This is a genomic window from Kitasatospora sp. NPDC056138 (assembly GCF_042264695.1).
Lineage (GTDB): Bacteria > Actinomycetota > Actinomycetes > Streptomycetales > Streptomycetaceae > Kitasatospora.
Genome location: NZ_JBHJVK010000006.1, coordinates 71,506 through 93,115, shown reverse-complemented (window position 1 = coordinate 93,115; position 21,610 = coordinate 71,506). Strand labels below are relative to the sequence as shown.

Below are 21,610 nucleotides of genomic sequence, written 5' to 3'. Positions count from 1 at the left end.
TGGTCCCCGGTGTCGTCCCCTCCGGGGCAGTCGGTGGTTGATTCGGCGAACTGCACGAGCCGACGCCGCCCCGGCGGGGTACACCCGCTTCCACCGTGAACAGCCTCGCCCGATTCTCCTCCGGCGGCCGCCTTCGGTGCTCCCGCCGTCCGCCGGTTCCCGGTGGATGGCGGTCACTGTCGTATCGTCAGTTCTGCTTCACACTGCCGGACTTCGGGCGGGACGGTTCACGGCCTGCGGGTCCCGATGATGGTCGACAGGTCCGGGGCAAGCCGAACCTCGGTGGCGAACAGTGCCGGGTGGTTCAGCCAGGCCATCCGGGCGGTGTCCGGCTGCCCGTCGTGCATCGGGGGCCATTGGCCGAGCGGGGTGAAGTCGTCGATGACGATCGAACCGGCGGGCGTCAGCAGGCGTTCCGGATCGGCGGCGGGAGTCTGCTTTCCGTTGCCTCCGCCGTCGACCACGAGCACATCGAAAGGGCCGTGGTCGTAGATGCGGGTCCAATCGCCGTGGACGATCTCGACGTCGGGCACGTCGGCGAACAACTCGGCGGAAGATTCGACGAGTTCGAGGTCACGCTCGACGCTCACCACGCGTACGCCGGGTCGCCGTCCAGCGATCATCCACGCCAGGCCGACCCCGCATCCGGTTCCCGTCTCCCCGATGCTCCCGCGTGCACCTGCGGCCAGGGCGAACAGCAGCCGGCCCTGCTCCGGGCGACAGGACTTGGCGAATCCGGCCCGCTGGGCGAGAGCCACGGCCTTCGCGACCAGATCCGGCAGCTGAACCTGACCGGCGTAACCGGCAGTACCCTGAACAGACATGGCGTCACCGTTCCACGGTCCGGGAGTCGGAAATCCGTGCCCGGAGTTCGGAGCACGGTACGGATGGCCGGCAGTCGTTGACCATCGTGAGTCGTGTCGACGGACGAAGCTCGCCGGGCCGGTGGCCACAGCATAGACACGGCCCTGCGGCAGTCGTCCCCCGAGGGCCTGATGGATGACAGGGGTCAACCACGACCGCCGATCCCACGGAGGTGATCGGGACTGCGCTCCGGATCCGCTGGGGAAGTACGTCGTTTGACAGGCAGTCGGCCGGATCTCACCTCTGCCGTGCGTTGCTGCCGGGCGAGACGGTCCGCTGTCGACGTTCCGTGGCGGAGGACGGAGCGTGGCCGCCGGATCGGTCGGCGGGTGGGATCCGCCGTAACTGACCGGCCCGCGCCCGTCGGCGGCGCGGCGGGCCGGGGGCCGGTGCGGTGCATAAGGCACTTTCGCGTTCCGGCCCGTGATCCGGACATCGACGCAGGTGAGGCGCGTAGGTCGGATCGGGAGCCGATGCGCAGTCAGGTGCTGGTGTTGGAGCCCCCGTCCGCCCCGACCCCTGAGGCGTTCCGACCGTACGGTCCCGGCTGCCGGGGTGTCGGGGTGTCGGGGTGTCGGGGGAGAGGTTTCGTCGCGCGGCTCGCCACGGCCTGGGCCTCTTCGAGGGCCAGGGCGGCGTGCAGGAAGTCGACGGCACGCGGGAGTTGGTCGCCGCTCTGGTAGGGGAAGTCGGTGCCGAGCAGGAGCCGGTCGGCACCGTAGGACTCCGCAGCGAGCCGCACCGCGGGGGAGCGCCCGTGCGCGACGGTGTCGTACCACATCCGCCGGGCTGCCACGGTGGGCGGCTCGACCACGTCGGGCGCCTCCCAGCGGCAGTGCTCGTCGGCACGGGGCAGCAGCATCGGCAGCGCCCCGCCCAGATGGGAGTTGACGATCCGCAAGCGGGGGTAGCGGCTCGGATAGCCGGCCAGGATGAGCTGCATCGCCGCGATGGTGTCCTCCCGTCCGTAGGACGCCATCCGGTCGAGGTAGCCCTCGCTCCACAGATGCGCGTGCACATCGGTCCGCATGCCGCTGCTCCTGCCCGCAGGCCCTGCCGCCCGCCGACGCCGGCGCCGGTACCACCCGCGGCGTCACCCCGGTCCGGCCTCTCCCGTCACCGTAACTCCGTCGGCGGGCAGCTGTCGCCCGGCGCCGGGGCGTGCGTCGCCGGGGCGCGTCCCGGCGGGTGGCAGCGCGGGTCGGCGGGTGGCCGCCGTGGTGCTGCGCGGACGCCCCCGTCGAGGCGTCCGTTCGGGAGCGGGCTCTGCTGTCGAGCGGGGCCGCCGCCCGGTGTGCGGCACCGGCCGGACAGGTGCGGGGCCTCAGGGCAGGGCAGTCGGTGCGATGAGTGTTTCGATGCCGGCGCAGAGCAGGCGCACACTCCGGGCGAACTTCTCGTCGGTGTCGTAGGCGGATGCGGCGGCCACGGTCATCGGGAAGCGTTCGTGGAGGTCGGCGGCATCCTGGGCGCTGACCGTGAGAGCAGGTGGTTCGCTCTGCTCCTGCAGCACGAATCCGGTGATGTGGCTGAGCAGCGCGTCGGCGGCGATGCCGCGATGCTCGTCCGGCACCCCGGCGTCGCTCAGGGTCTGCAACAGTCGCTCCATCAGGGAGAGCGCTCCGGCGCTGAGCACCTTCGGGCTGTCGGCGAGCATGACCGCCCCGCCCGGATGCTGCCGGACGATCCGGCGCAGGGTGACGGCCTGGACCTCGACCCTGGCCTTCCAGCCGGTCCGGTCGGGCAGCGCGGCCAGTGCGGCACTGCCGGCGTCGTACGCCTGCCGGGCCACCCGGTCCGCCATCAGCTGGAGCAGCGCGCTCTTGCTGGGCACGTGGTAGTAGAGGCTTCCGGCATGTGTGTCGAGCCGCTCGGCCACCTGGCGCATGGACAGCCCGTGGTAGCCGGTCTCGGCGAACACGGCCATGCCCGCATCGATGATCCGGTCTGCGGTCAGCTTCATGAGCTCCAGCCTAACGGTACGTTTCCAACAGTGTTAGAGCGCTGTCACTGCCGGGGCCACTGCCACTGCCGAGGGTCGCTGTCGCCCTCGGGCCTCGGCACCTGCGGACGGAGTTCGAAACGGCGGTCCGGTCTGATCCTGGCCGGCCGGAAGAGGCGGGCGGTTCCGACCTTGGTGACTTCGCCGGGACCCTGATCCCGGTCGCCGGTGCGTGGGGGTTCGGCGCGTGGGGGTTCGGTGCGCGGGTTCCGGCGCGCGGACCTGGCCGGTCTGTTCGGGCGCCCCTGCCGGCCGTGGAGCGCCGGAGCGAACGTCGAGGAGTAGTCGGCCATCCGGCTCGTTGGTCATCTGCTCGTGAGTCATCCGGTCGTGGGCCGGGGACCTCGGCGAGGGCGCTCCACGCCCGCGCCGAGGTCCGTCCTTCGGCCGCACCGCTTCGGGAGCGGCTCCCTCAGCGAGTCCGGGCGCGCATGCTCGTACGAACGTGCAGGTGCCCCTCGTTCGGGAAAGCCGGCGGGTGGGCCGGAAGGACCGAGTGGTGGCGGAACGCGGACTTCTCCGCTACCCGGCAGGAGGCGTGGTTGTCCGCTCCGTGGATCAGTTCGAGGCGTTCGAGCGGCGTCGCCCGCTGCGGATCGAGTGCCCACAGGGAGACTGCCTCAAGGGCCCGGGGTGCGATTCCACGGCCGCGCGCCTCAGCCGAAGTCCAGTAACCGACCTCGGCCGAGGGCTTGCCGGGAGCGATCTCCTTGATCACGACGTGGCCGACCGGGTGGCCGCCATCGCCCTCAGCGGTTCCCCGTTCGAGGCTGTCGGTTTCCCGTTCGAGCACGGCGAAGCTGAGTCGCGTGCCGGAGTCCCACGCCTCGGTCTGACTATCGATCCATCGCCGGGCCTCAGCCTCGCCGTCGATCGAGGTCCGCAGCCAGCGGCGCAGGACGGGGTCCCGGAACGCCGCTGCGAGGACCGCCGCATCCTCGACTCGCCAGGGACGCAGGTGCAGTGCGGGCGCGGAAGCAGTCGGCGCAGCAGACAGGACGACAGTCATGACATTCCCCGTTCGAGTCTTCAGATGATCGGATACACCTTCTCAGGCCGGTCGAACCCCGGTGACGCGTGGTCATAAGTCACTGCCGGTGGCCCCGGCGCCTCGGCCCGGAGAGAGACGCTCTCCCGGTAAAGGACAAGGGCCACGCTGCTTCCTTTATCCACACACCGTGGGATACCCCTGACAGGGACGAGCGGCCGGCCACCGGCCGCACCACGAGAGGGAGACGCACCATGGACGACGGACTGTCAGCGGGCTCCGCACCGACCCGGAACGGCCCGGGAGCGGAGAAGCCCGCCGCCGAGGGCGGTTGGTACGTGGACGACCGCTGTACCAACTGCGATGTCGCCCGACAGCTCGCCCCCGGACTGATCGGCGAGGTGGACGGCCGCTCGGCAGTGCTCCGCCAACCGCACGGCGAAACGGAGAGCAGGCAGCTGCACGCCGCCGCGTACGCCTGCCACACCCGGTCGATCCGTCACCCCTCCCGAGCGCTCGATCCGGCGCTGGATCCCTTTCCGATGGCCCTGAACGACGACGTCCACCTCTGCGGGCACAACTCCGGGCGCACCGCAGGCGCCAACTCCTACCTGCTGCGCCGTCCGTCCGGGACGCTGATGATGGTCGACACGCCTCGCTGGAGCAACGCACTGGCCGCACGGTACGAGGCCCGGGGCCCGGTGACCGATGTCCTGCTCACCCACCGCGACCACGCCGCGCATGGCCGACGCTACGCCGACCGACTGGGTGCCAGGCTGTGGATCCACGAAGGGGACCTCGAAGCCGCCCCGGACGCCGACCGCGTCCTGCGCGGCACCGAACCGGTCGAGATCGCCGAGGGAGTGACGGTGTACCCGCTCGCCGGGCACACCCGGGGAAGCGTGCTCTACATCGCGGACGAGCGGTACTGCTTCAGCGGCGACAGCTTCTACTGGTCGCGCACCACAGCGGACATCGAAGTGGCCGAGAGCGTCACCTGGTACTCCATCGAGGAGTTAGCCGCGTCCCTGGCCCGGATCGCCGACCGGCTCCGCTTCGAGTGGCTGCTGCCGGGCCACGGCGACCGCCAACAACTCCCCGCCCGGGAAATGGCCCTGCGCCTTCGCCGACTGACGGCACGCGCACAGTCGCTCAAGCCGCGCCCGATCGACTTCTCGGCCGTGCGCTGGTGACCGCCCGACCCTGCCGGGAGGTCCGGACATTACGGCCCGGTGGCCCGGTGGTACGGCTTTCGGCGGCTCGGCGGCTCGGCGGCTCGGCGGTTCGGCGGCTCGGCGGAACCACGGCCACCGTCGACACCCCGGCGCCTCGGGGCCTCGCACCTCGGGGCCTGCTTCGGGTGCGGTAGATCCCCGGATGCCGCACCCACGCCCGCGGCCGCACCCGCACCCGCACCCGCACTCGAAGTCGCGCCCGTAGCCGCCGGTCGTGGCGAGGGCTCTCCGGTCCGGCATCCGGTGCGGCAGGACCGAACGGGTCGTAGCCTGGCCGCAGCCGACCCGGACGTGAAGGAGTGATCATGCCCCTGTCGACTCCGTGGGCCGCCACCGTGCTCGCGCTCCTGCTCACCGGCAGCACGACGCCACCCGGGGCGGCCGAGCCGCAGAGCACCGTCCGGCAGCTGGCCGGGCAGCGCGTCATCTACTCCTATCGCGGCACCACGCCGCCCGACAGCCTGCTCACGGACATCAGGGAGGGCCACGCCGCCGGTGTGATCTTCTTCGGCGAGAACTTCACCGACCCCCAGCAGTTCCGCACCGCCGTCCGGCAGCTCCGCCACGCACAGGAACGGAGCACGGCGAAGCTGCCGTTGCTCCTGATGACCGACCAGGAAGGGGGGCTGGTCCGTCGGGTCCCGGGAGCTCCGGAGCTGTCGGCTCGGGAGGTCGGGCAGGCCGCCGTGCCCGTGGCCGAGGCGGGGAGGGCCGGCGTCGGTGCCGGGAGGAACCTCGCGGGCCTCGGGCTCAACGTCAACCTCGCCCCCGTCCTGGACGTCTACGACACGCCCGGCAACTTCATCGACCGCCACCACCGCTCCTACGGCAACGATCCGACCCGGGTCGCGGCCCTGGGCAGTGCGTTCATCACTGCCCAGCAGGACAGCGGCGTCGCGGCCACTGCCAAGCACTTCCCCGGCCTGGGATCGGCGCCCGCCGACAGCAACACCGACGAGGGACCCGTCACTCTGTCGGGTGACGCGACCTCGATCCGCACCGTCGACGAAGCGCCCTACCGCTCGGCCCTCGCGACCGGTGTCCGGCTCGTCATGCTGTCCTGGGCCGTCTACCCCGCCCTGGACGCCGACCGCCCGGCCGGTCTGTCGACCGCCGTGGTGCAAGGGGAACTGCGCGAGCGGCTCGGCTACCGGGGTGTCACCGTCACCGACGCCCTCGAAGCCGGTGCACTGAGGGACTTCGGCAGCACGGGAGAGCGGGCGGTCGCCGCCGCGGCGGCGGGCCTGGACCTGATGCTCTGCTCGGCCATGGAGCCGGGCCAGGGCGAGGAGGCAACCACGGCCCTCGCCGATGCCCTGGCCTCAGGACGCCTCGAGCGGGCCGCCTTCACCGCTGCCACCGACCGGATCAACGCACTGCGTGCGAGCCTGCGCTGACCGCCCGGACTCGGCCCACCCGGCGGTGATCCTCGCGAACACCGAACCCGCGAGGATCACCGGTGGGACATCCGTTCCGCAGCGGATCAGTCGCCCGTCCCCTGTTGAGCGGATGCTGTGCGTGGACCTGGAAGGTTCATTCGCCGACCGGCCTGACGCCGTCGCCGGAGGCGGAGGTTGCGGAAGCGGAGGTGGTGGAGGCGGAGCTGGTGGCCGTGGAGGCGCCGGGAGTCTCGGCATGCCGCCGATCCGTCTCGTCTGCCGGTGACGGAAGCGGGACGTGCGGGACGCGCCGGGTACGGCGGTCCAGCGCGGTGGCGACCCTCTTGCCGAGCCGCTGGCCGGGCAGCTCGATCAGCTTGTGGGTGAGCTGGCTGGCCACCAGGACCGCTGCCAGGAAGAACGCCGGGAGCAGCCAGCGTCCGTGCCCGGTGGCCGGGAAGCTGATGACCTTGTCCTTCAGCCACCAGGTGCCCCAGAGGATCGGGATGTGCACCACGTAGACCGAGTAGCTGATCGAGCCGAGCCAGGGCAGCACCCTTGGCCAGCGGCGGTTGCGCAGCAGCATGCCCAGGCCGAAGGTGGCCCAGGCCGCCACGTAAGGCAGCGAGAAGCCCTCCCAGGTGCTGGTCCAGGTCCGGCTCTGGGCCGCCTTGTCGTTGTACAGGTAACCGACCAGGAAGCCCGAGGCCAGTACGAACAGGCAGCAGGCCGCCGCCAGCCGACGGTTGATCTGGTGCTTCTCGGCCCGGAAGATCGCGGTCCCGGCGAACATCGTGGCCAGGATCATCATGCTCTCGAAGAACGTGGAGCGGGCGTTGACGAAGAGCAGCGCCGCGCCGAGGCCGCCGAGCACCATGGCGCCGATCCGGGTCGCCTTCGGGCTGCCGATCAGTACCAGGACCAGACCGGTGGCCATCAGCACGGCGGTGGCGATGATGATGTAGTGGGTCGGCGCGGGGTCGACCCAGGGCGCCTTGGGGGTGATCAGCTGAGGTGTCCACCAGGCGCCGAGGAGCAGGGCGGCGCCGGCGAAGAAGGCCGAGATCGGAGCGCTCTGCTGGTGCCGGCCGTTGACGAACAGCGCACTGACGAAGAAGTAGAAGACCATCTCGTAGCAGAGCGTCCACATCGCACCGAGGGCGCTGGCTATGTTGGTCATCTCGTGCAGCAGCGTGAGGTTCGCCAGGTAGGCCCAGAACGGGCGGTCGGTCACCTGGCTCGGCACGGCGGAGTAGTGCCTGGGGAGCAGTACCAGCGACAGCGTGACGACGATGATCACCAACGGGTAGATCCGGAAGATCCGGCCGACCCAGAAGCCCCGGACGTCGCCGCGCCGCTCCAGCGAGGCGGGCACGATGTATCCGCTGACCAGGAAGAACAGCATCACGGCGTAGATGCCGAGGTCGAATCTCTTCCCGAAGTCCGCGCCCCACGGGAACCAGTTCAGCAGCCCGAAGTGGTGGACCGCGACCAGCAGGGCGGCGATTCCGCGCAGGCCGTCGAGCCAGCCGAGGCGGGCCGCGGGCGGGGCGGGGGCCTTGCCGGAGCCCGGGTCCGTCGCTCGGGCCGCCCCGGCGGGCTGGAGCCCCGGTGCGGCCTCCACGGGAGGCGCGGTGTCGTTCAACATTCCCCCAACGGTTGTTCGTTCCAAGGTATGTGATCGTCAGTCAGATGCGACCCTGAATCCGGGTGCGGTGACCCCGTTCGGCGGCTCCGGATCCTCGGTCGCGGGCTCGGCCTGGGTGATCGGCTGGGGCGCGAGGAGGGGGTGGGCCGGCTTCGGGTGTGCACTGCCGCATACGGGGTATGTATACCTGGTATGCAGCCCGGTCTCAAGACGCGTTCCTGAGCAGGCTAGTCGTCCTCGGAGCTGCGTTCGGTCTGCGCTCGTTTCGTCTTCGGCCCGTGGTCCTGGCGCCTGGACCACGCCGTGGTGGGCATCTCGCATGAGAAGTGGAGTCGTGGCATCCGCCCGCTCGGCCGGCCGTACCTGTCCCGCGCCCGTAGTGTTCATCGACAACCACTGAACTGTTTCACCGGCGTTCAGCCGACCTGCCGGGTGGCGCCGGGCGGCGGCGATGTCGATCCGCACGCTGCTGGGGATACAGCCCGCCAGGGTCCGCCCGGCCCCGGTCGGCCGGTCGGCCGGTCGGTTAGGGCCTCGCAGCTGGTGCGCCCGTCGGGCATGGGGCTGGACTCGATCCCCACGGACTGGAGGCCGGGGGCTGGTTGTGGAAGGTCCGCAGGAAATCCTCTGGGTGGTGAGGGGCACGGGCGGGCCCGGTGGCCGGCGCCCGTGCCCCGCGCGGTGTCAGCCCCGGGGCAGGACGACGTTCTGGACCTGCGGCACGTGTCGCCAGTCACTGGAGACGATGCTCGCGTGGGCGGCGGCGAGCTGGGCGGTACGGGACCTGGCCTGGTCGGTGGTCGGGTCGGTGGCGCTGATGGCCGGCGCGACGTTCTGGGCGTCGGTCATCACCAGCAGGTAGTGCCGGGTGTCGTACCAGCCGGTGTCGATTCCGTTGAGGTAGGCCGAGGCGTCCCCGTCGAAGACGACGAACCAGGGACGGATGCTGGTCTCCGCGTACGCGGCACGGGGGTCGCCCGCAGCGGCGCCGTGCACCACCGGGAAGACCTGGGCCTCGCCGACCCGGCCGGCGCCGGCCAGGTCGCGCAGGTAGCGCGAGTACTCGACGTCGGTGTGCAGCGTGTCGAACGGGTTCTGCTCCTCCACCGTCCCGGGGATGACGTCCACCAGCACACGTCCCGCGAGCGAGCCACGGGACGGCCAGTTGCCGGCCCTGGCGGCGTCGTCCAGGGTGGCGTACGAGCCGCCGCCCGGCTTGGCGAGCAGGTCGGCGGGGCGGAAGACGGTGCTGCCGAGGTGGGCGTGGATCAGCGAGTCGAGCTGCGCGGGGCCCATGCCGTGGTTGGCGGAGAAGCCGGCCTTGAGCTCCAACTTGACGACCAGCGGTCCGGCTTGGGGGTGGGCGGCGAGCCAGACGCGTATGTCGTCGAAGCAGTTCTCCAGGTTCTTGTTGGTACCGCCGCTGTAGAGCTGGTCGGCGCTGCTCGCGGTGACGCAGTTGTTGCTGTTGCCGAGCGGGTTGGAGTGGCTGACCTTCCACTCGTGGGTGATGGTGTCCGTCCAGGCGTCCAGCTCGATCATGCCGGTGCCGGTGTCCAGGGACTGGGCCAGGTACGAAAAGGCCGCAGGGTCATAGGTGTTGTGCAGGCCGACCGTGGTGGCGGAGGCGAACGGAAGGTCCGCGGAGCCGGTGGCCGTGGCCTGCTGGGCGGGGACGACGGCGGCTGCCACGGCGAGCATGGCGGCGGCGATGGTGCGGCGTACGGTCAACGGTGTCTCCTCGTCGGGTCGCCCGGAATCGGCGGGCGGGTGGCGGCGGCCCGGCCGGGTCGCTCAGGGCAGCATCGACCATCCGAGCGGATTCGAGGTGACATGACAAGGAATTATGCTGATCGGTGATCAGGAAGTCGGTACTGCGGGCCGAAGTCCGCAATGGCATCCGGCTTCCGGCTTCCGGCATCCAACCTTCGGTGTCCGGTGTCCGGTGTCCGGTGTCCGGCGTCCGGTCCCGTCTGGACCGGTCTCGGCGGAGGCAAGGCCCGCCGGAGCGGTCGGTGGTCGGAGTGATGGCAGGATGGGGGAGATGACGACGAACCGTGGGGGACCCCCGGAACCCTCCATCGCAGACCCCGACTCGTGGTCCGCCGGGAACCCGGTCCATGACGACCTCCTCGCGGCGAAGGCACTGGTGTACGACCCGGGCGGGTTCGCCTGCTCACGGCCGGTGGCCGAACCGGAGAGCGCCGACTACGGGGCGTACGGATTCACCCTGGACGGATACGCCGTCAGATTCCGTGCGGCCAGGACGACCCCGACGAAGGTCGGCCAGTTCGTCACCGTGTGGCAGCGGTCCGAGGACGGTCCGATCCGGCCCTTCGACGCTGCGGACGACGTCGACCTCTTCGTCATCAGCACCCGCGACGGCCGACACTTCGGGCAGTTCGTTCTCCCGCGCGAGGTGCTCTGCGAACGGGACATCGTCTCGAGGAACGGCACGGGCGGGAAGCGGGGGTTCCGCGTCTACCCGCCGTGGGTCACCACGACGAATCGCCAGGCCCGCGCCACGCAGACATGGCAGCTGAACCACTTCCTCCCCATCGACGAGGACGGGTCGGTCGACCCCGCCCGCGCCCGGGCGCTCTACCACCCGTGATCCGTGTGCTCCGGACGGCGTGGCCCGCAGGGTGCGGATCCACTGCTGGCCCGCTCTCCCGGGCGGTGGTACGGCCCTGACTGGTGGGTCCGTTCCGGGGTCGGTGTACTGGGAAGAGCCGGTCGGCCCTGTCGACGAGCGGGACCGGCCGGCGCGGGCCCGGGCCGAGATCCTGTCGCGCCGCCGGACTCCGGCGGCCCCGGTCGGCGTGCCGGAAGAGGATGGCCTCGTACTTGCCGGAGAAGCAGTTGTTGAAGGTCCTGGGACCCCCCGGCCTCGGTGGCGATCTCCTCCACCCGGACGTTCTCCAGCCCTCGCTCCTGCGCGAGTCGCAGGGCCGCCTAGCTCAACGCCTGCCGGGTCGCCGACTTCTTCCGTTCGCGCGGGCCGGGCCCGGGGCCGGGCCGGTCCTGTGGCTGCTCGCTTGCCATGGCATCAGCTGATGGGAACCTGCGCGGCACGCGCCCGGCGAGCCGCTGGCCGTCCGGATCGCCGTCCGGGAGGGGGAGTTGGAGCTGCGCTGCGTCAACTTCAGCGCCACCGCCGTCGCGCCGCCGCGCCGGGGCGGCGGAAAGGGCCTGCGCGGCATCCGGGAGCGGGCCTGCCTGCTGGGCGGCGAGGCCGACGCCCGGCGGGAGGGCGGGGAGTGGGTGCTCGCCGTCCGGCTGCCGCTCCGGCTGAGCAGGTGACGATCGCAGCTCGCCCCGGAGTCGAGTGCCGGCCTGGCCCTTGGGCCAGGGGCGGTCTGGCCCCGGGGTCGGGGCGGTCTGGCCCCGGGGTCGGGGCGGTCTGGCCGGGATTCGGGGGGTCGGCCTGGAACCGGGTGAGGATCCGGGCCGACCCCCGTGCTGCTGTCGGCGCGTGGACAGGTCACGGGCACGGGCCCGCCGGCCGTTCGTCGGACGGCCGCGCCACACGGCACGTGATCGTCCACTGCCGGGATCCACGGTTGCGGCAGACCTCAGCCGAGGGCGACGGTGAACAGTACGAAGGCGAGCACGATGACGCCCACGCGGACGTAGTGGAACCTGTCCCACCGCCCCACCTGCTGCTTCCAGTCCGTGGGCACGCCTTCCTGCGACCACGCCGCGACCCGCGAGTTGATCGGCACGAGCAGCAGGATCGACATCACCACGCTCAGCACGAGCAGCACCGTGCCCGTGACGACGAGCGCCGCGCCCGCGCCGCCCCACGCCACTGCGGCCCACACCGCGCCGAGGGCGACCGAGCCGATGTACCAGAACGGCATGATCCGGCCGAGGACGCGCGCCCCGTCGCTGCGGGCGGCGACTCCGCCGTCGTCCGGGAGCCGGTCCAGGATCGGGTTGACGAACGCCGCCACCGCGAACTCCACGCCCACCATCAGTCCGACCATGACGACCGTGACGACGGCTAGTACGTCCTGCATGTCCCCTCCCAAGGGCTGTCCTAGCGTCGCTAGGTTCTGATTCGATGCTAGGCGTGCCACCGCTTGATTGTCTAGCGGTGCTAGGATCGGGTCATGCCGGTACACGAACGCAAGGAACGCGAGCGGGCCAACCGCCACAGGCTGATCGTCTCCACGGCCCGCGAGCTAGCCGAGACCCACGGCTGGGACGCCGTCACCACGCGTCGGCTCGCCGAGCGGATCGAGTACAGCCAGCCCGTGCTCTACAGCCACTTCCGGGGCAAGAACGAGATCGTGGGAGCGGTCGCGCTGGAGGGGTTCGCCGAGCTGACGACCGCACTGCGGGCCGCAGTGCCGGAGGGGTCCGCCGGCCGGGGGGCGGTGGCCGCGCTGGCCCGCGCCTACACCGACTTCGCCGCGCGCAACCACGCCCTGTACGACGCGATGTTCAGCCTCGACAACGGCCTCCCCTTCGCCGACGAGGCCACGCCCGCACCGCTGCGCGAGGCGTTCCAGGCCCTGCTGGACCCTCTTGTCGACCACGCGCACCCCGACGAACCGGGACTGTTCGTCGAGACGTTCTGGGCCGCACTGCACGGACTGGTCACCCTCACCCGAGCCGGACGCCTGCCCGCCGACCGGGTCCCCGACCGCCTCGCGCTCCTGGTCGACCGCTTCGTTCCCCGCTAGGGCCCGTCTCAACGTGAGGTCAGGATCCGGTCGTTGATGACGGCGATGTGGAGGGCGGCGATGCGGAGGGCGGCTTCGTATCGGGCGGCGAGCCCGTCGTGTCCGGCGGCGACGTCGCGGTGGCGTGTGAGTCGGTTGACTCCGGAGACCTCACTTGCTCCACGATCACGACACGCCTGTCACGCCGGACGTCGAGGCGGGCCCTGGGCGCCAGGTGCCGAGGCGTGACCGATGAGCTCAGAGCGGGTTGAGGCGGGCCTTGAGCAGGCAGAACTCGTTGCCTTCGGGGTCGGACAGGACGTGCCACTGCTCCTCCCCGGTCTGGCCGATGTCGGCCGGGCGCGCACCGAGCGCCAGTAGGCGTTCGAGCTCGGCGTCCTGATCGCGGTCGGTGGCGTTGACGTCGATGTGCAGCCGGGACTTCCCCTTCTCCGGCTCATCACTGCGACTGAGGACGATCGTCGGCTGCGGACCACCGAACCCTTCGCGCGGGCCGATCTCCACCGAACCGTCGTCCTCGCGGCCGAGCACGACGAAGTCCAGGACCTCGCACCAGAACCGCGCCAGCATCTCGGGGTCGCGGCAATCGAGCACGAGCTCACTGATACGACATGCCATGACGAAACCTGCCCTCAGCCAGGGAACTGCAGGGGAGGCCGCACGCGAACCTTATGGGCTCCCAGCAGTGACAACAATCCTGCGACCGTACCGGAGGAGGCGAGCACGGGCGAACTGTTTTCCAGGGTCGGTCCTGTCCGGGCAGCCGGGCAAGACCGTCGGCCGTGCAGTAGGGAAGCCGACTCTGGGACACGACCCCAGGCGTACCGGTGAATTGGTGTGTCGGTGCATCGACCTGAAGTGTTGTCGACACTGCCACCGGAGCGGCCGCACTGCTGTCCGCGCATCGGGCCGGGTCCGTTGCGGACACCGTCCAGGGCCACGGGGCGGTGATCCCTGCCGCGGCCCGGTGCCGACGGTCGCGTCCCAAACGGGTGACGGTCCGGTGTGGCGGGCCCCGGCGGACGAGGCCCCCCGCCCGTGGTGAACAGCGCACCGGAGGCCGAGCCGTAGCTCTCGGGGTCGTTCGCGGTCCGTGGTCCCGCGCCGGGCAAGGCCGGCCGAACGAAGCCCAGCCGAACGAAGCCCAGCCGAACGAAGCCCGGCCCGGCGCCGCACACCGGCACGGGAATCCGGGCCCCGGGACGGTGGGGCCGACTTGGGGGCGTCCGTCGGCAGGCGGCCGGGTGGACCGCGGGCGGTGTCGGGCTTCACCCGGATGGACGCCTGGCACTCCTTGTTCCACCGGCGCCCTGCGAACCCGGACGGAGTAGGGCGGAGCGGGGTCGACGCGACCGCAGGCGCCTTCGACACTCGCCCGCCGCGCTCCGGTCGGGAGGCCGGGAGAGGGTGCGGCTCCTAGCTTTGGCTACGGATCGATCGGCACGTTGAGCGAACCGTGACCACCCTTCCCGGAGGTTCACATGGCCGTGCTCGCCCTCCTCATACCCCCGGCTCTCCTCGGCGTGGTGCTGCTGCTCGGCCGGTGGGAGCAACGGTTCACCGAACCATCGCCGGACCGTCCGCAGGAACCGCCGTCGCCGGGCGACCCGGAAACACACGAGGCGATATCCGGGCCCACCGACGACCCCGACCAGTCCCTCCCGTGACCGCGCAGCAGGCGGAGCGGACCTCACCTCACAGCAGAGCGGACCTCACCTCACACGGGGCCGTCACCCGGACACCGCCGTCGTCCCCCTGAGGCCGGCTCCCGCGTCGTCCCGCCCATGCGCGGGGCGGCCCGGCGTGTGACCCGCACCCGATCCGTGCGTCGAAGGCGACGGCAGGCCGCTTCGGCAGGCCGCTTCGTGCAGGACGTCGCTTCGAGCGGTACGTCGCTTCGAGCGGTACGTCCAGGACGTCGCGCCGAGTGCGACGTCGCTTCGTGCAGGCACGCCGGTACCGCAGGACGAGCACGTCGCTCGGCGTCATCCTTGCGATGTAGGCGAGCGGTGTAGCCGCCTGATCGTTCAGGTGGATGTACCGGGCCGGGGCCCTCGGCCACAATGCTCGGGTGATGAACGTACAGGCAGTAAGCCGCCCAAGAGAGTTGGTCGATCGGATGACCCGTCGGCTCGGGCGCCTGCCGGGTCCGGTCAAGAAACGCCGGCCGGGTCCGACCCGGCGCAACTGGGTGTTCGACGTGGTGCTGGCACTGTTCCTGGCCCAGACCGGCGCCCGTTACGCGACGATCATTCCGATCACCGGGCCCGTCGCCTTGGTGGGTAGCTCGCTCCTGGTACCGCTGACCGCGATGCCCCTGGTGCTGCGCCGCAGGTTTCCGCTGGCCGTGCTGTGGACGGTGCTCGTGGCAACGCTGCTGATCAGGGACTATTCCCCGGACATCGCCTACTGCGCCGGAATCGTCTGTATCGTCGCTGTTTACAGTGCCGCCGTCTACAGCCCGCACCGGGTGCCGATGCTGCTCAGCCTGCCGGTGGCAGCCGTGGTGCTGGTGGTGCTCTTCATGGCTGCGAAGCTGCCGCACTTCCCGAACGGTGTGGTCGCGGTCCTGGTACTGGTGCCGGTCCTCGCGGTGGCCTACGAGATCAGGATGTGGCGGCGCCGGGTGGAGGAGGGACGCGCGCGACTGTCCGCCCTGGAGCGGGAGCAGGTCGAGGCCCTGAAGTGGGCGATCGAGCACGAACGCGCACGGATCGCACGTGAGTTGCACGACGTGGTGACGCACAACGTCAGCGTGATGGTCATTCAGGCCGGTGCCGCCCGCAAGATCATGGACACCGCCCCGGACCGGGCCCGCGAGGCGCTCCTCGCGGTCGAGACCGGCGGACGGGCGGCGATGGCCGAGCTGCGCCAGGTCATGGGACTGCTCACGATGGACCACGGCGACGACGGCGACGGTGAGGGCACCGGTCCGGCCGCCACGGCGGAACTCACCCCGCAGCCGGGTCTGAGCCGGTTGGAGGCCCTGGTCGCCGGAGTCAGGCAGGCGGGGCTGCCGGTCGGGTTGACCGTGATCGGGCCGCAGCGCGCGGTGCCACCCGGCATCGAACTCGCCGCCTACCGGGTGGTGCAGGAGGCGTTGACGAACACCGTGAAACACGCGAGCGGGGCGAGTGCGGCGGTGACCGTCGAGTACGCCGGGAAACACCTGCGGGTGGAGGTCACCGACACCGGCGGCCGACCCGCTGCCTCCGCGTCCGCAGGCAGCGGACGCGGGCTGATCGGCCTGCGCGAGCGCCTCGCCGTCCACGGCGGAACCCTCCGCACCGGACCTCGCACCCGTAGCGGCTTCCGCGTCGAAGCACTGATACCCCTGGAGGCGTCGTGACCGAGTCGCTGCGCGTCGTGGTCGCGGACGACCAGGCGTTGGTGCGCACAGGCTTCCGGATGATCCTGGAGTCCGAGGGCATCGAGGTGGTCGCCGAGGCGACCAACGGCGTCGAGGCCGTGGAAGCGGTCCGCCGGACCCGGCCCGACGTGGTCCTGATGGACATCCGGATGCCGGAGATGGACGGGTTGGAGGCCACCCGGCAGATCGGCAGTCGTGACGCGGACGGTCCGCGGGTGATCATCCTGACCACCTTCGACCTCGACCGGTACGTCTATGCCGCACTGTCGGCCGGGGCGAGCGGCTTCCTCCTCAAGGACGTCAGCCCCGAACACCTCGCCGGCGCCGTCCGCATGGTGCGCAGCGGTGACGCGTTGCTGGCGCCGGCCATCACCCGGCGCCTCGTCGAACGCTTCGCGCGCGGCGACGGCGACACCACGGTGGTCCACCGCGACCTGGCGGCGCTGACCCCGCGCGAACTGGAGGTCATGGGCCTGCTCGGCCGAGGGCTGAGCAACGCCGAGCTGGCCGGCCGGCTCCAACTGTCGGAGGCGACGGTCAAGACCCATGTCGCCCGCATCCTCGCCAAACTCCGGATCCGCGACCGTGCCCAGGCCGTCGTCGTCGCCTACGAGACGGGGTTGGTCAGCGTCGGCGGAAGCGCGGCCACCCGGTAGTCTGCCGTGGCGAAGTGGACCGGGCACCGCGAGCCGTCCTGCCGGGGCGCCACCGCTCGCGCCAAGTCGCCTGCTGCGCAGGTGAATTGAGGTTGCTTCCGGTACGGGTTTCCGCTCCCGGTGGCGCTGTGGTGAAGTCGGGTGCGGCGAGCGCGGCCGGGGCCGCCGCCCGGGCGGCGATCTCGCCCTGCCGAGGTGACCGGGGCGCAGGATTCCCTGTGCCTGTGCCTGTGCCTGTGCCGTTGCCTGCACTGCACTGCACTGCCCTGGCCCCGGCCCCGGCGGTGCCGGCTGCCGGTCAGGACCCGGCTGCCGCAGGGGACTCCTCCGCGAGGGGGTGGGCCGGGCCGACCACCTCGATGTACAGCGGGTCGCCGCCGGTGGGCGGCGCGGTGTCCGTGTAGGCGATGAGCCGGTCCGGCAGGCCCTGGTCGGGTTCGGGCGTGAGCTCGACACGGTAGTCGTGACCCCGGAAGACGGAGCTGTGGAGCCGCACCCGGGCCCGGTCGGACCCTGCCGCGCCGGAGAGCCGGAACTGGCGCGGGCGCAGCACCACGGTGCCGCTGCCTGCCGTGCGGGCGCCGGAGGTGAGCGGGAGCGGGCCCAGGGCCGTGTGGGCCCGGCCGCTGTCGAACCGGGCCCCGAGCAGGTTGGCCTCACCGAGGAAGCGGGCGACGTCGGCACCGGCCGGCTCCCGGTAGAGCGCCTGGGGCGATGCCTGCTGGGCGATCCGGCCGGCGCGCATCACGGCGATGGTGTCGGCGAAGGCGAGCGCCTCCTCCCGGTCGTGGGTGACCAGGATCACGGTGGCTCCGGCGCCGCGCAGGGTGGCGGCGACCTCGGTGCGCAGCTCGGTGCGCAGCGTGGCGTCGAGCGCGGAGAACGGTTCGTCCAGAAGCAGCAGTTCGGGGGCGGGAGCGAGCGCGCGGGCGAGTGCGACGCGCTGCTGCTGGCCGCCGGAGAGCTGGTGCGGGTGACGCTCGCCGAGCCCGTCGAGCCCGACCAGGGCGAGCAGTTCGGCGACGCGCTCCCGGCGGGCGCCGCGCGCCAGCCCGAAACCGATGTTGGCGGCGACCGTCAGGTGCGGGAACAGGGCGCCGTCCTGGGGGACGTAGCCGATTCTGCGCCGCTCGGCGGGCAGCCGCCGGTGTCCGTCGTCCAGCAGCCGTCCGCCGAGCAGGACCTGGCCGCGATCGGCCCGGTGGAAGCCGGCGATGACCCGCAGGAGGGTGCTCTTGCCGCAGCCGGACGGCCCGAGCACGCAGGCCAGCGCACCGTCCTCGACCGAGAGGTCGACTCCGGACAGGACGTCGGCGCGGCCGTGCGAAGCGTGCAGGCCGGTGATCGAGAGGCCGCTCATCGGTTCTCCGTGCGGGTGTCGGGGCCGAGGGTGCGGCGGGTGAGCAGGAGGACGGGCGGGACGGACATGGCGACCATCAGCGCCGCGTAGGGGGCGGCCGCGCCGTAGGCGAGGCCACTGGTGTAGATCCAGAACTGGGTGGCCAGGGTCTGGGTGCCGGTCGGACGCAGCAGCAGAGTGGCGGTCAGTTCGGAGCCTGCGGTGAGGCCGACCATGGCGACGGCGGCACCGAGTCCGGGCAGCACCAGCGGGAGGGTGACCCTGAGCAGGACTGCGGCCGGGCGGGTGCCGAGCGAACGGGCGGCCTCCTCCACGCCGGGCGGCACCTGGGCGAGGGCGGCGCGCACGGCCGTCAGGGCGAGCGGGAAGAAGAGGATCACATAGCCGGTGACGAGCATCGCCGGCTGCTGGTAGAGCGGCCGGGCGTAGCGGATGGCGAAGTAGACGACCGAGAGGGCGACCGCGATGCCGGGCAGGGCCCGGGTGAGGTAGGCGGCGCGTTCGGTGGTCCGGGCGAGCCGGCTGTCGCGCCGCCAGGCGTAGAGCGCGACGGGGACGGCGGCGGCGGTGGCGGTCGCGGCCGCCGCGAAGGCGTAGCCGAGGGTGGTGAGCGCGGCGGAGAGCACCGAGGCCTGGGGGAGCGTGGTGGAGCTGCCGACCACGAGCCAGTAGCCGAGCGCGTACAGCGGCACGCCGAGGGCGGTGGCGACCAGTGCCGTCAGGGCGCCGAGGGCGGGAAGGGTCCAGCGGCCGAGGCGTGCGGGCGCGGCGCGACGGCCGGCCGTGCCGTGGCGGGCCGTGCGTCCTCGGCGGCGGGCGGTCCCGGCTTCCAGGGCGACCAGCAGGAGGGCCAGCAGCACCAGCACCAGGGTGAGCAGGGAGGCGGAGGCGGCGTCGAAGCCGAGCCTGTACTGGGTGAAGACGGCGGTGGAGAAGGTGGTGAAGCGCAGCATGGCGAACGCGCCGTACTCGCCGAGCAGGTAGAGCGAGACCAGCAGCGCGCCGCCGGCCAGGGCGGGCCGGGCGAGTGGCAGGGTGACCCGGAAGAGGGTGGCCACCGGTCCCTTCCCGAGGCTGCGGGCGACCTCCTCGGCGGCCGCGTCGCTGCGCCGCAGGGTGGCTGCGACGGGGAGGAGGACCAGCGGGTAGAGCGAACAGGTCATCACCAGCACCGCGCCCCAGTAGCCGTGCACGGAGCGGAAGAGCGAGACCCAGGAGTAGCCGCGGACGAACTCCGGCACGGCGAGCGGCAGGGTGAGTGCCACCGTCCACCAGCGCCGTCCGGGCAGGTCGGTGCGCTCGATCAGGTAGGCGGCACCGAAGCCGAGGACGGTCGTCGCCACGGTGACGGCGGCCGCGAGGGTCACGGTGTTCCAGAGCAGGGTGGCGATCAGCGGTCGGCCGAGCAGCCGCTGGGCCTGGGCCCAGCCCGACTGCGCGGCCTGGATGCCGACGAAGGCCAGCGGCGAGGCTACGACGGCCACGACCGCGACGGCGAGCAGCGGGAGCAGGGCGGGCGCCCGCCACCGCAGGAGCGGTGACGAGCGGTCGGGCCCTGCGGGCGAGGTGGTGGTCACGCGAGGAGACCGGTGTCCTGGAGCAGCTGGAGGGCCTGCTTGCCGTCGCCGAGGTCGGTGACGGACGCCAGGGCCCCGATCGAGTCGAGGGGGGCGAGTTCGGCCTTGCCCCGGACGCCGGGCACCAGCGGGTACTCGTAGCTCTCGGAGGTGGCGATCAGCTGCTGGGCCGGGGCACTCGCCAGGTACGCGAGGAAGTCCTGGGCGGCCTGCTGGTGCTTGCTGCCGCTCAGGACGCCCGCGCCGGAGACGTCGACCAGTGCGCCGGGGTCGCCCTTGGCGAAGTAGTGCAGTGTGCTGTGGGTCGCGGCGGCGGTCTTCTCGTCGCGCAGCCGGTACCAGTAGTAGTGGTCGATGACGCCGCCCTCAACCTCGCCCGCGTTGACGGCGACCGACAGGTCCTCGTTGCTCTCGTAGACCTTGGCGTTGGCCTTCAGGCCCTCCAGCCACTTCTTCGCGGCGTCGGCTCCGATCGACTTGACGACCTGGGTGACCACCGGCGCGAAGTCGGTCTCGCTCGGCGCGATGCCGAGCCGCCCCTTCCACTCCGGCTTGGCCAGGTCGAGCACGGAGGTGGGCGGCGCGGTGTCCGCGGCCTTGCCGGCGGCGGCGATGAAGGCCGAGCTGCGGGCGGAGATCCCGACCCAGTCGCCCTTCGGCGAACTGGCGGCGGCCGGGACCGACTTGAGGGTGCCCGGCAGGACCGGGGCGAGCAGGCCCTGGCCTTCCAGGGTGGTCAGGGCGGGCGGGTTCTCGGCGTAGAACACGTCCGCGGGGGAGGACTTGCCCTCCTGCAGGAGCTGGTTGGCCAGCTCGGCCTCGTCGCCGGAGCGCACCTGGACCTTGATGCCGGTGCGCTTCTCGAAGTCCGCGGTCAGCGCCTTGACGGTCTGCTCGTGCTGGCCGCTGTACACGGTGATGGTTTGACCGGCCGGTGACTGGCCGCCCGCCGCGGACTGGGCGGAGTCGGACGTGCTGCCCGAGCTGCCGCAGCCCGCCAGGGCGAGGAGCGAGACGGCGACGGTCGACAGAGCCGTGACGGCGCGTCTGGATCTGGGCACGGTGAGGGTCCTCCGCGGGAGTGGGGCACCGGCCGACGGCGGAGCCCGTGGTGTGGGGTCGGCTGAACCCATGGCGCGCCGCCGTTTCGACCTCGGCCGGGAAAGCCGGAGCGAGACAGGCGGGGGAGACGGGGTGGCCGCGGCGACGCCCTGGGTTAGCGTAGGCATACCTTAGCCAGAATCGGGCATTGCGTCTACGTGGCTGTAGTCGCGAGGTGCGAACCGCCGGACGGCGCGGCTCGGCCCGTGCCGCCCCGCCGGGCCTCCGGGGGCGGCCGGCCGCCCGGATCCCGCGTCGGATGCCACCGGTGTCGGCGGTGTCGTCGGTTCAAGCGAACCCTCCGTCCGCCCTGGCGCCTATCCTGACCACATGATCAATGGCGGACACGTCATCCTCCACAGCCGCGATGCCGAGGCGGACCGGGCCTTCTTCCGGGACGTGCTGGAGTACCCGCACGTCGACGCGGGCGGCGGCTGGCTCGTCTTCAAGCTCCCGCCGACCGAGATCGCCGTGCATCCCACGGACGGTCCGCTGGTGCAGGAGTTCTACCTGATGTGCGACGACGTCGAGGCGACCATGGCGGAACTGGCCGAAAAGGGCGTGGAGTTCACCCGGCCGCTCACCGAGGCGCGCTGGGGGCGGCTGACCAGGCTCCGGCTGCCGGGCGGCGGTGAGGTGGGCATGTACGAGCCCCGCCACGAGACCGCCGTCGGCCTGTAGTCCCACCGGCGCCCTCGGGCCCCGGCCCGGCCGGGGCGGATCCGGGCCGAGGAGCACC

Annotated in this window: 20 protein-coding genes; 9 read left to right on the top strand and 11 right to left on the bottom strand. The window is 71.8% G+C overall.

Annotated features, from left to right (window positions below):
• Positions 1-227 precede the first annotated feature (227 nt).
• The 4 genes from ACFC1R_RS06565 to ACFC1R_RS06550 form a co-directional block, all read right to left on the bottom strand.
• Positions 228-824, bottom strand: coding sequence for an O-methyltransferase (locus ACFC1R_RS06565; RefSeq protein ID WP_375933725.1), 597 nt, complete (start codon positions 822-824; stop codon positions 228-230).
• A 521-nt stretch (positions 825-1,345) separates the two neighbouring features.
• A complete protein-coding gene (locus tag ACFC1R_RS06560; RefSeq protein WP_375933722.1) occupies positions 1,346-1,894 on the bottom strand; it encodes an amidohydrolase family protein in 549 nt (182 codons plus the stop codon).
• A 294-nt stretch (positions 1,895-2,188) separates the two neighbouring features.
• Positions 2,189-2,827: a TetR/AcrR family transcriptional regulator gene (locus tag ACFC1R_RS06555; RefSeq protein WP_375933720.1), complete on the bottom strand. Its 639-nt coding sequence runs from the start codon at positions 2,825-2,827 to the stop codon at positions 2,189-2,191.
• Positions 2,828-3,278: 451 nt separating this feature from the next.
• Positions 3,279-3,875 carry a GNAT family N-acetyltransferase gene (locus ACFC1R_RS06550; RefSeq protein WP_375933717.1) on the bottom strand — a complete coding sequence of 199 codons (597 nt, stop codon included), beginning with the start codon at positions 3,873-3,875 and terminating at the stop codon, positions 3,279-3,281.
• Positions 3,876-4,108: 233 nt separating this feature from the next.
• On the opposite strand from ACFC1R_RS06550, the gene ACFC1R_RS06545 reads away from it, so the two are divergent.
• Positions 4,109-5,047 (top strand): MBL fold metallo-hydrolase, encoded by a 939-nt coding sequence (locus ACFC1R_RS06545; protein WP_375933714.1) that lies wholly within the window; start codon positions 4,109-4,111, stop codon positions 5,045-5,047.
• Positions 5,048-5,394: 347 nt separating this feature from the next.
• Entirely contained in the window at positions 5,395-6,486 is a 1,092-nt protein-coding gene (locus tag ACFC1R_RS06540) for a glycoside hydrolase family 3 N-terminal domain-containing protein (protein ID WP_375933711.1), read from the top strand.
• 136 nt (positions 6,487-6,622) lie between these two features.
• Here the strand turns inward: ACFC1R_RS06540 and ACFC1R_RS06535 are convergent, their stop codons facing one another.
• Both ACFC1R_RS06535 and ACFC1R_RS06530 read right to left on the bottom strand, forming a co-directional pair.
• A complete protein-coding gene (locus ACFC1R_RS06535; protein WP_375933708.1) occupies positions 6,623-8,116 on the bottom strand; it encodes an acyltransferase family protein in 1,494 nt (497 codons plus the stop codon).
• A gap of 684 nt (positions 8,117-8,800) precedes the next feature.
• Complete coding sequence (locus tag ACFC1R_RS06530; RefSeq protein WP_375933705.1) at positions 8,801-9,847, bottom strand: phosphatidylinositol-specific phospholipase C domain-containing protein; 1,047 nt, start codon at positions 9,845-9,847, stop codon at positions 8,801-8,803.
• A 313-nt stretch (positions 9,848-10,160) separates the two neighbouring features.
• Here ACFC1R_RS06530 and ACFC1R_RS06525 point away from each other — a divergent pair, with 313 nt between their 5' ends.
• Both ACFC1R_RS06525 and ACFC1R_RS06520 read left to right on the top strand, forming a co-directional pair.
• On the top strand, positions 10,161-10,730 hold the full coding sequence (locus tag ACFC1R_RS06525; RefSeq protein WP_375933702.1) for a MepB family protein: 570 nt from the start codon (positions 10,161-10,163) through the stop codon (positions 10,728-10,730).
• Between the two features lie 509 nt (positions 10,731-11,239).
• Entirely contained in the window at positions 11,240-11,419 is a 180-nt protein-coding gene (locus ACFC1R_RS06520; protein WP_375933700.1) for a hypothetical protein, read from the top strand.
• 272 nt (positions 11,420-11,691) lie between these two features.
• On the opposite strand, the gene ACFC1R_RS06515 is transcribed toward ACFC1R_RS06520, so the two are convergent.
• Positions 11,692-12,138 (bottom strand): DUF1772 domain-containing protein, encoded by a 447-nt coding sequence (locus ACFC1R_RS06515; RefSeq protein WP_375933697.1) that lies wholly within the window; start codon positions 12,136-12,138, stop codon positions 11,692-11,694.
• A gap of 93 nt (positions 12,139-12,231) precedes the next feature.
• On the opposite strand from ACFC1R_RS06515, the gene ACFC1R_RS06510 reads away from it, so the two are divergent.
• Positions 12,232-12,807, top strand: a complete 576-nt coding sequence (locus ACFC1R_RS06510) for a TetR/AcrR family transcriptional regulator (RefSeq protein ID WP_375933694.1) — start codon at positions 12,232-12,234, stop codon at positions 12,805-12,807.
• Between the two features lie 237 nt (positions 12,808-13,044).
• On the opposite strand, the gene ACFC1R_RS06505 is transcribed toward ACFC1R_RS06510, so the two are convergent.
• Complete coding sequence (locus tag ACFC1R_RS06505) at positions 13,045-13,425, bottom strand: VOC family protein (RefSeq protein ID WP_375933691.1); 381 nt, start codon at positions 13,423-13,425, stop codon at positions 13,045-13,047.
• Positions 13,426-14,288: 863 nt separating this feature from the next.
• Here ACFC1R_RS06505 and ACFC1R_RS06500 point away from each other — a divergent pair.
• From ACFC1R_RS06500 to ACFC1R_RS06490, 3 genes are all read left to right on the top strand, one after another.
• Positions 14,289-14,474, top strand: a complete 186-nt coding sequence (locus ACFC1R_RS06500) for a hypothetical protein (protein ID WP_375933689.1) — start codon at positions 14,289-14,291, stop codon at positions 14,472-14,474.
• A gap of 452 nt (positions 14,475-14,926) precedes the next feature.
• Positions 14,927-16,156: a sensor histidine kinase gene (locus ACFC1R_RS06495; RefSeq protein WP_375933687.1), complete on the top strand. Its 1,230-nt coding sequence runs from the start codon at positions 14,927-14,929 to the stop codon at positions 16,154-16,156.
• Complete coding sequence (locus ACFC1R_RS06490) at positions 16,153-16,833, top strand: response regulator (RefSeq protein WP_375933684.1); 681 nt, start codon at positions 16,153-16,155, stop codon at positions 16,831-16,833. The genes ACFC1R_RS06495 and ACFC1R_RS06490 overlap by 4 nt, the downstream gene beginning before the upstream one ends.
• A gap of 298 nt (positions 16,834-17,131) precedes the next feature.
• Here the strand turns inward: ACFC1R_RS06490 and ACFC1R_RS06485 are convergent, their stop codons facing one another.
• Genes ACFC1R_RS06485 through ACFC1R_RS06475 form a run of 3 tightly spaced genes read right to left on the bottom strand, consistent with a single transcriptional unit; the run spans position 17,132 to position 20,831 of the window.
• Complete coding sequence (locus tag ACFC1R_RS06485) at positions 17,132-18,193, bottom strand: ABC transporter ATP-binding protein (RefSeq protein ID WP_375933681.1); 1,062 nt, start codon at positions 18,191-18,193, stop codon at positions 17,132-17,134.
• Positions 18,190-19,770, bottom strand: coding sequence for an ABC transporter permease (locus ACFC1R_RS06480; RefSeq protein WP_375933679.1), 1,581 nt, complete (start codon positions 19,768-19,770; stop codon positions 18,190-18,192). The genes ACFC1R_RS06485 and ACFC1R_RS06480 overlap by 4 nt, the downstream gene beginning before the upstream one ends.
• A complete protein-coding gene (locus tag ACFC1R_RS06475; RefSeq protein WP_375933676.1) occupies positions 19,767-20,831 on the bottom strand; it encodes an iron ABC transporter substrate-binding protein in 1,065 nt (354 codons plus the stop codon). Before ACFC1R_RS06475 ends, ACFC1R_RS06480 begins: the two co-directional genes overlap by 4 nt.
• A 370-nt stretch (positions 20,832-21,201) precedes the next feature.
• On the opposite strand from ACFC1R_RS06475, the gene ACFC1R_RS06470 reads away from it, so the two are divergent.
• Positions 21,202-21,552: a VOC family protein gene (locus tag ACFC1R_RS06470; protein WP_375933673.1), complete on the top strand. Its 351-nt coding sequence runs from the start codon at positions 21,202-21,204 to the stop codon at positions 21,550-21,552.
• Positions 21,553-21,610: the final 58 nt, after the last annotated feature.

Coding starts and splice junctions, on each gene's coding strand:
- ACFC1R_RS06565 (WP_375933725.1), bottom strand. CDS start 824: ATGTCTGTTCAGGGTACTGCCGGTTACGCCGGTCAGGTTCAGCTGCCG.
- ACFC1R_RS06560 (WP_375933722.1), bottom strand. CDS start 1,894: ATGCGGACCGATGTGCACGCGCATCTGTGGAGCGAGGGCTACCTCGAC.
- ACFC1R_RS06555 (WP_375933720.1), bottom strand. CDS start 2,827: ATGAAGCTGACCGCAGACCGGATCATCGATGCGGGCATGGCCGTGTTC.
- ACFC1R_RS06550 (WP_375933717.1), bottom strand. CDS start 3,875: ATGACTGTCGTCCTGTCTGCTGCGCCGACTGCTTCCGCGCCCGCACTG.
- ACFC1R_RS06545 (WP_375933714.1), top strand. CDS start 4,109: ATGGACGACGGACTGTCAGCGGGCTCCGCACCGACCCGGAACGGCCCG.
- ACFC1R_RS06540 (WP_375933711.1), top strand. CDS start 5,395: ATGCCCCTGTCGACTCCGTGGGCCGCCACCGTGCTCGCGCTCCTGCTC.
- ACFC1R_RS06535 (WP_375933708.1), bottom strand. CDS start 8,116: ATGTTGAACGACACCGCGCCTCCCGTGGAGGCCGCACCGGGGCTCCAG.
- ACFC1R_RS06525 (WP_375933702.1), top strand. CDS start 10,161: ATGACGACGAACCGTGGGGGACCCCCGGAACCCTCCATCGCAGACCCC.
- ACFC1R_RS06515 (WP_375933697.1), bottom strand. CDS start 12,138: ATGCAGGACGTACTAGCCGTCGTCACGGTCGTCATGGTCGGACTGATG.
- ACFC1R_RS06510 (WP_375933694.1), top strand. CDS start 12,232: ATGCCGGTACACGAACGCAAGGAACGCGAGCGGGCCAACCGCCACAGG.
- ACFC1R_RS06505 (WP_375933691.1), bottom strand. CDS start 13,425: ATGGCATGTCGTATCAGTGAGCTCGTGCTCGATTGCCGCGACCCCGAG.
- ACFC1R_RS06500 (WP_375933689.1), top strand. CDS start 14,289: ATGGCCGTGCTCGCCCTCCTCATACCCCCGGCTCTCCTCGGCGTGGTG.
- ACFC1R_RS06495 (WP_375933687.1), top strand. CDS start 14,927: ATGACCCGTCGGCTCGGGCGCCTGCCGGGTCCGGTCAAGAAACGCCGG.
- ACFC1R_RS06485 (WP_375933681.1), bottom strand. CDS start 18,193: ATGAGCGGCCTCTCGATCACCGGCCTGCACGCTTCGCACGGCCGCGCC.
- ACFC1R_RS06470 (WP_375933673.1), top strand. CDS start 21,202: ATGATCAATGGCGGACACGTCATCCTCCACAGCCGCGATGCCGAGGCG.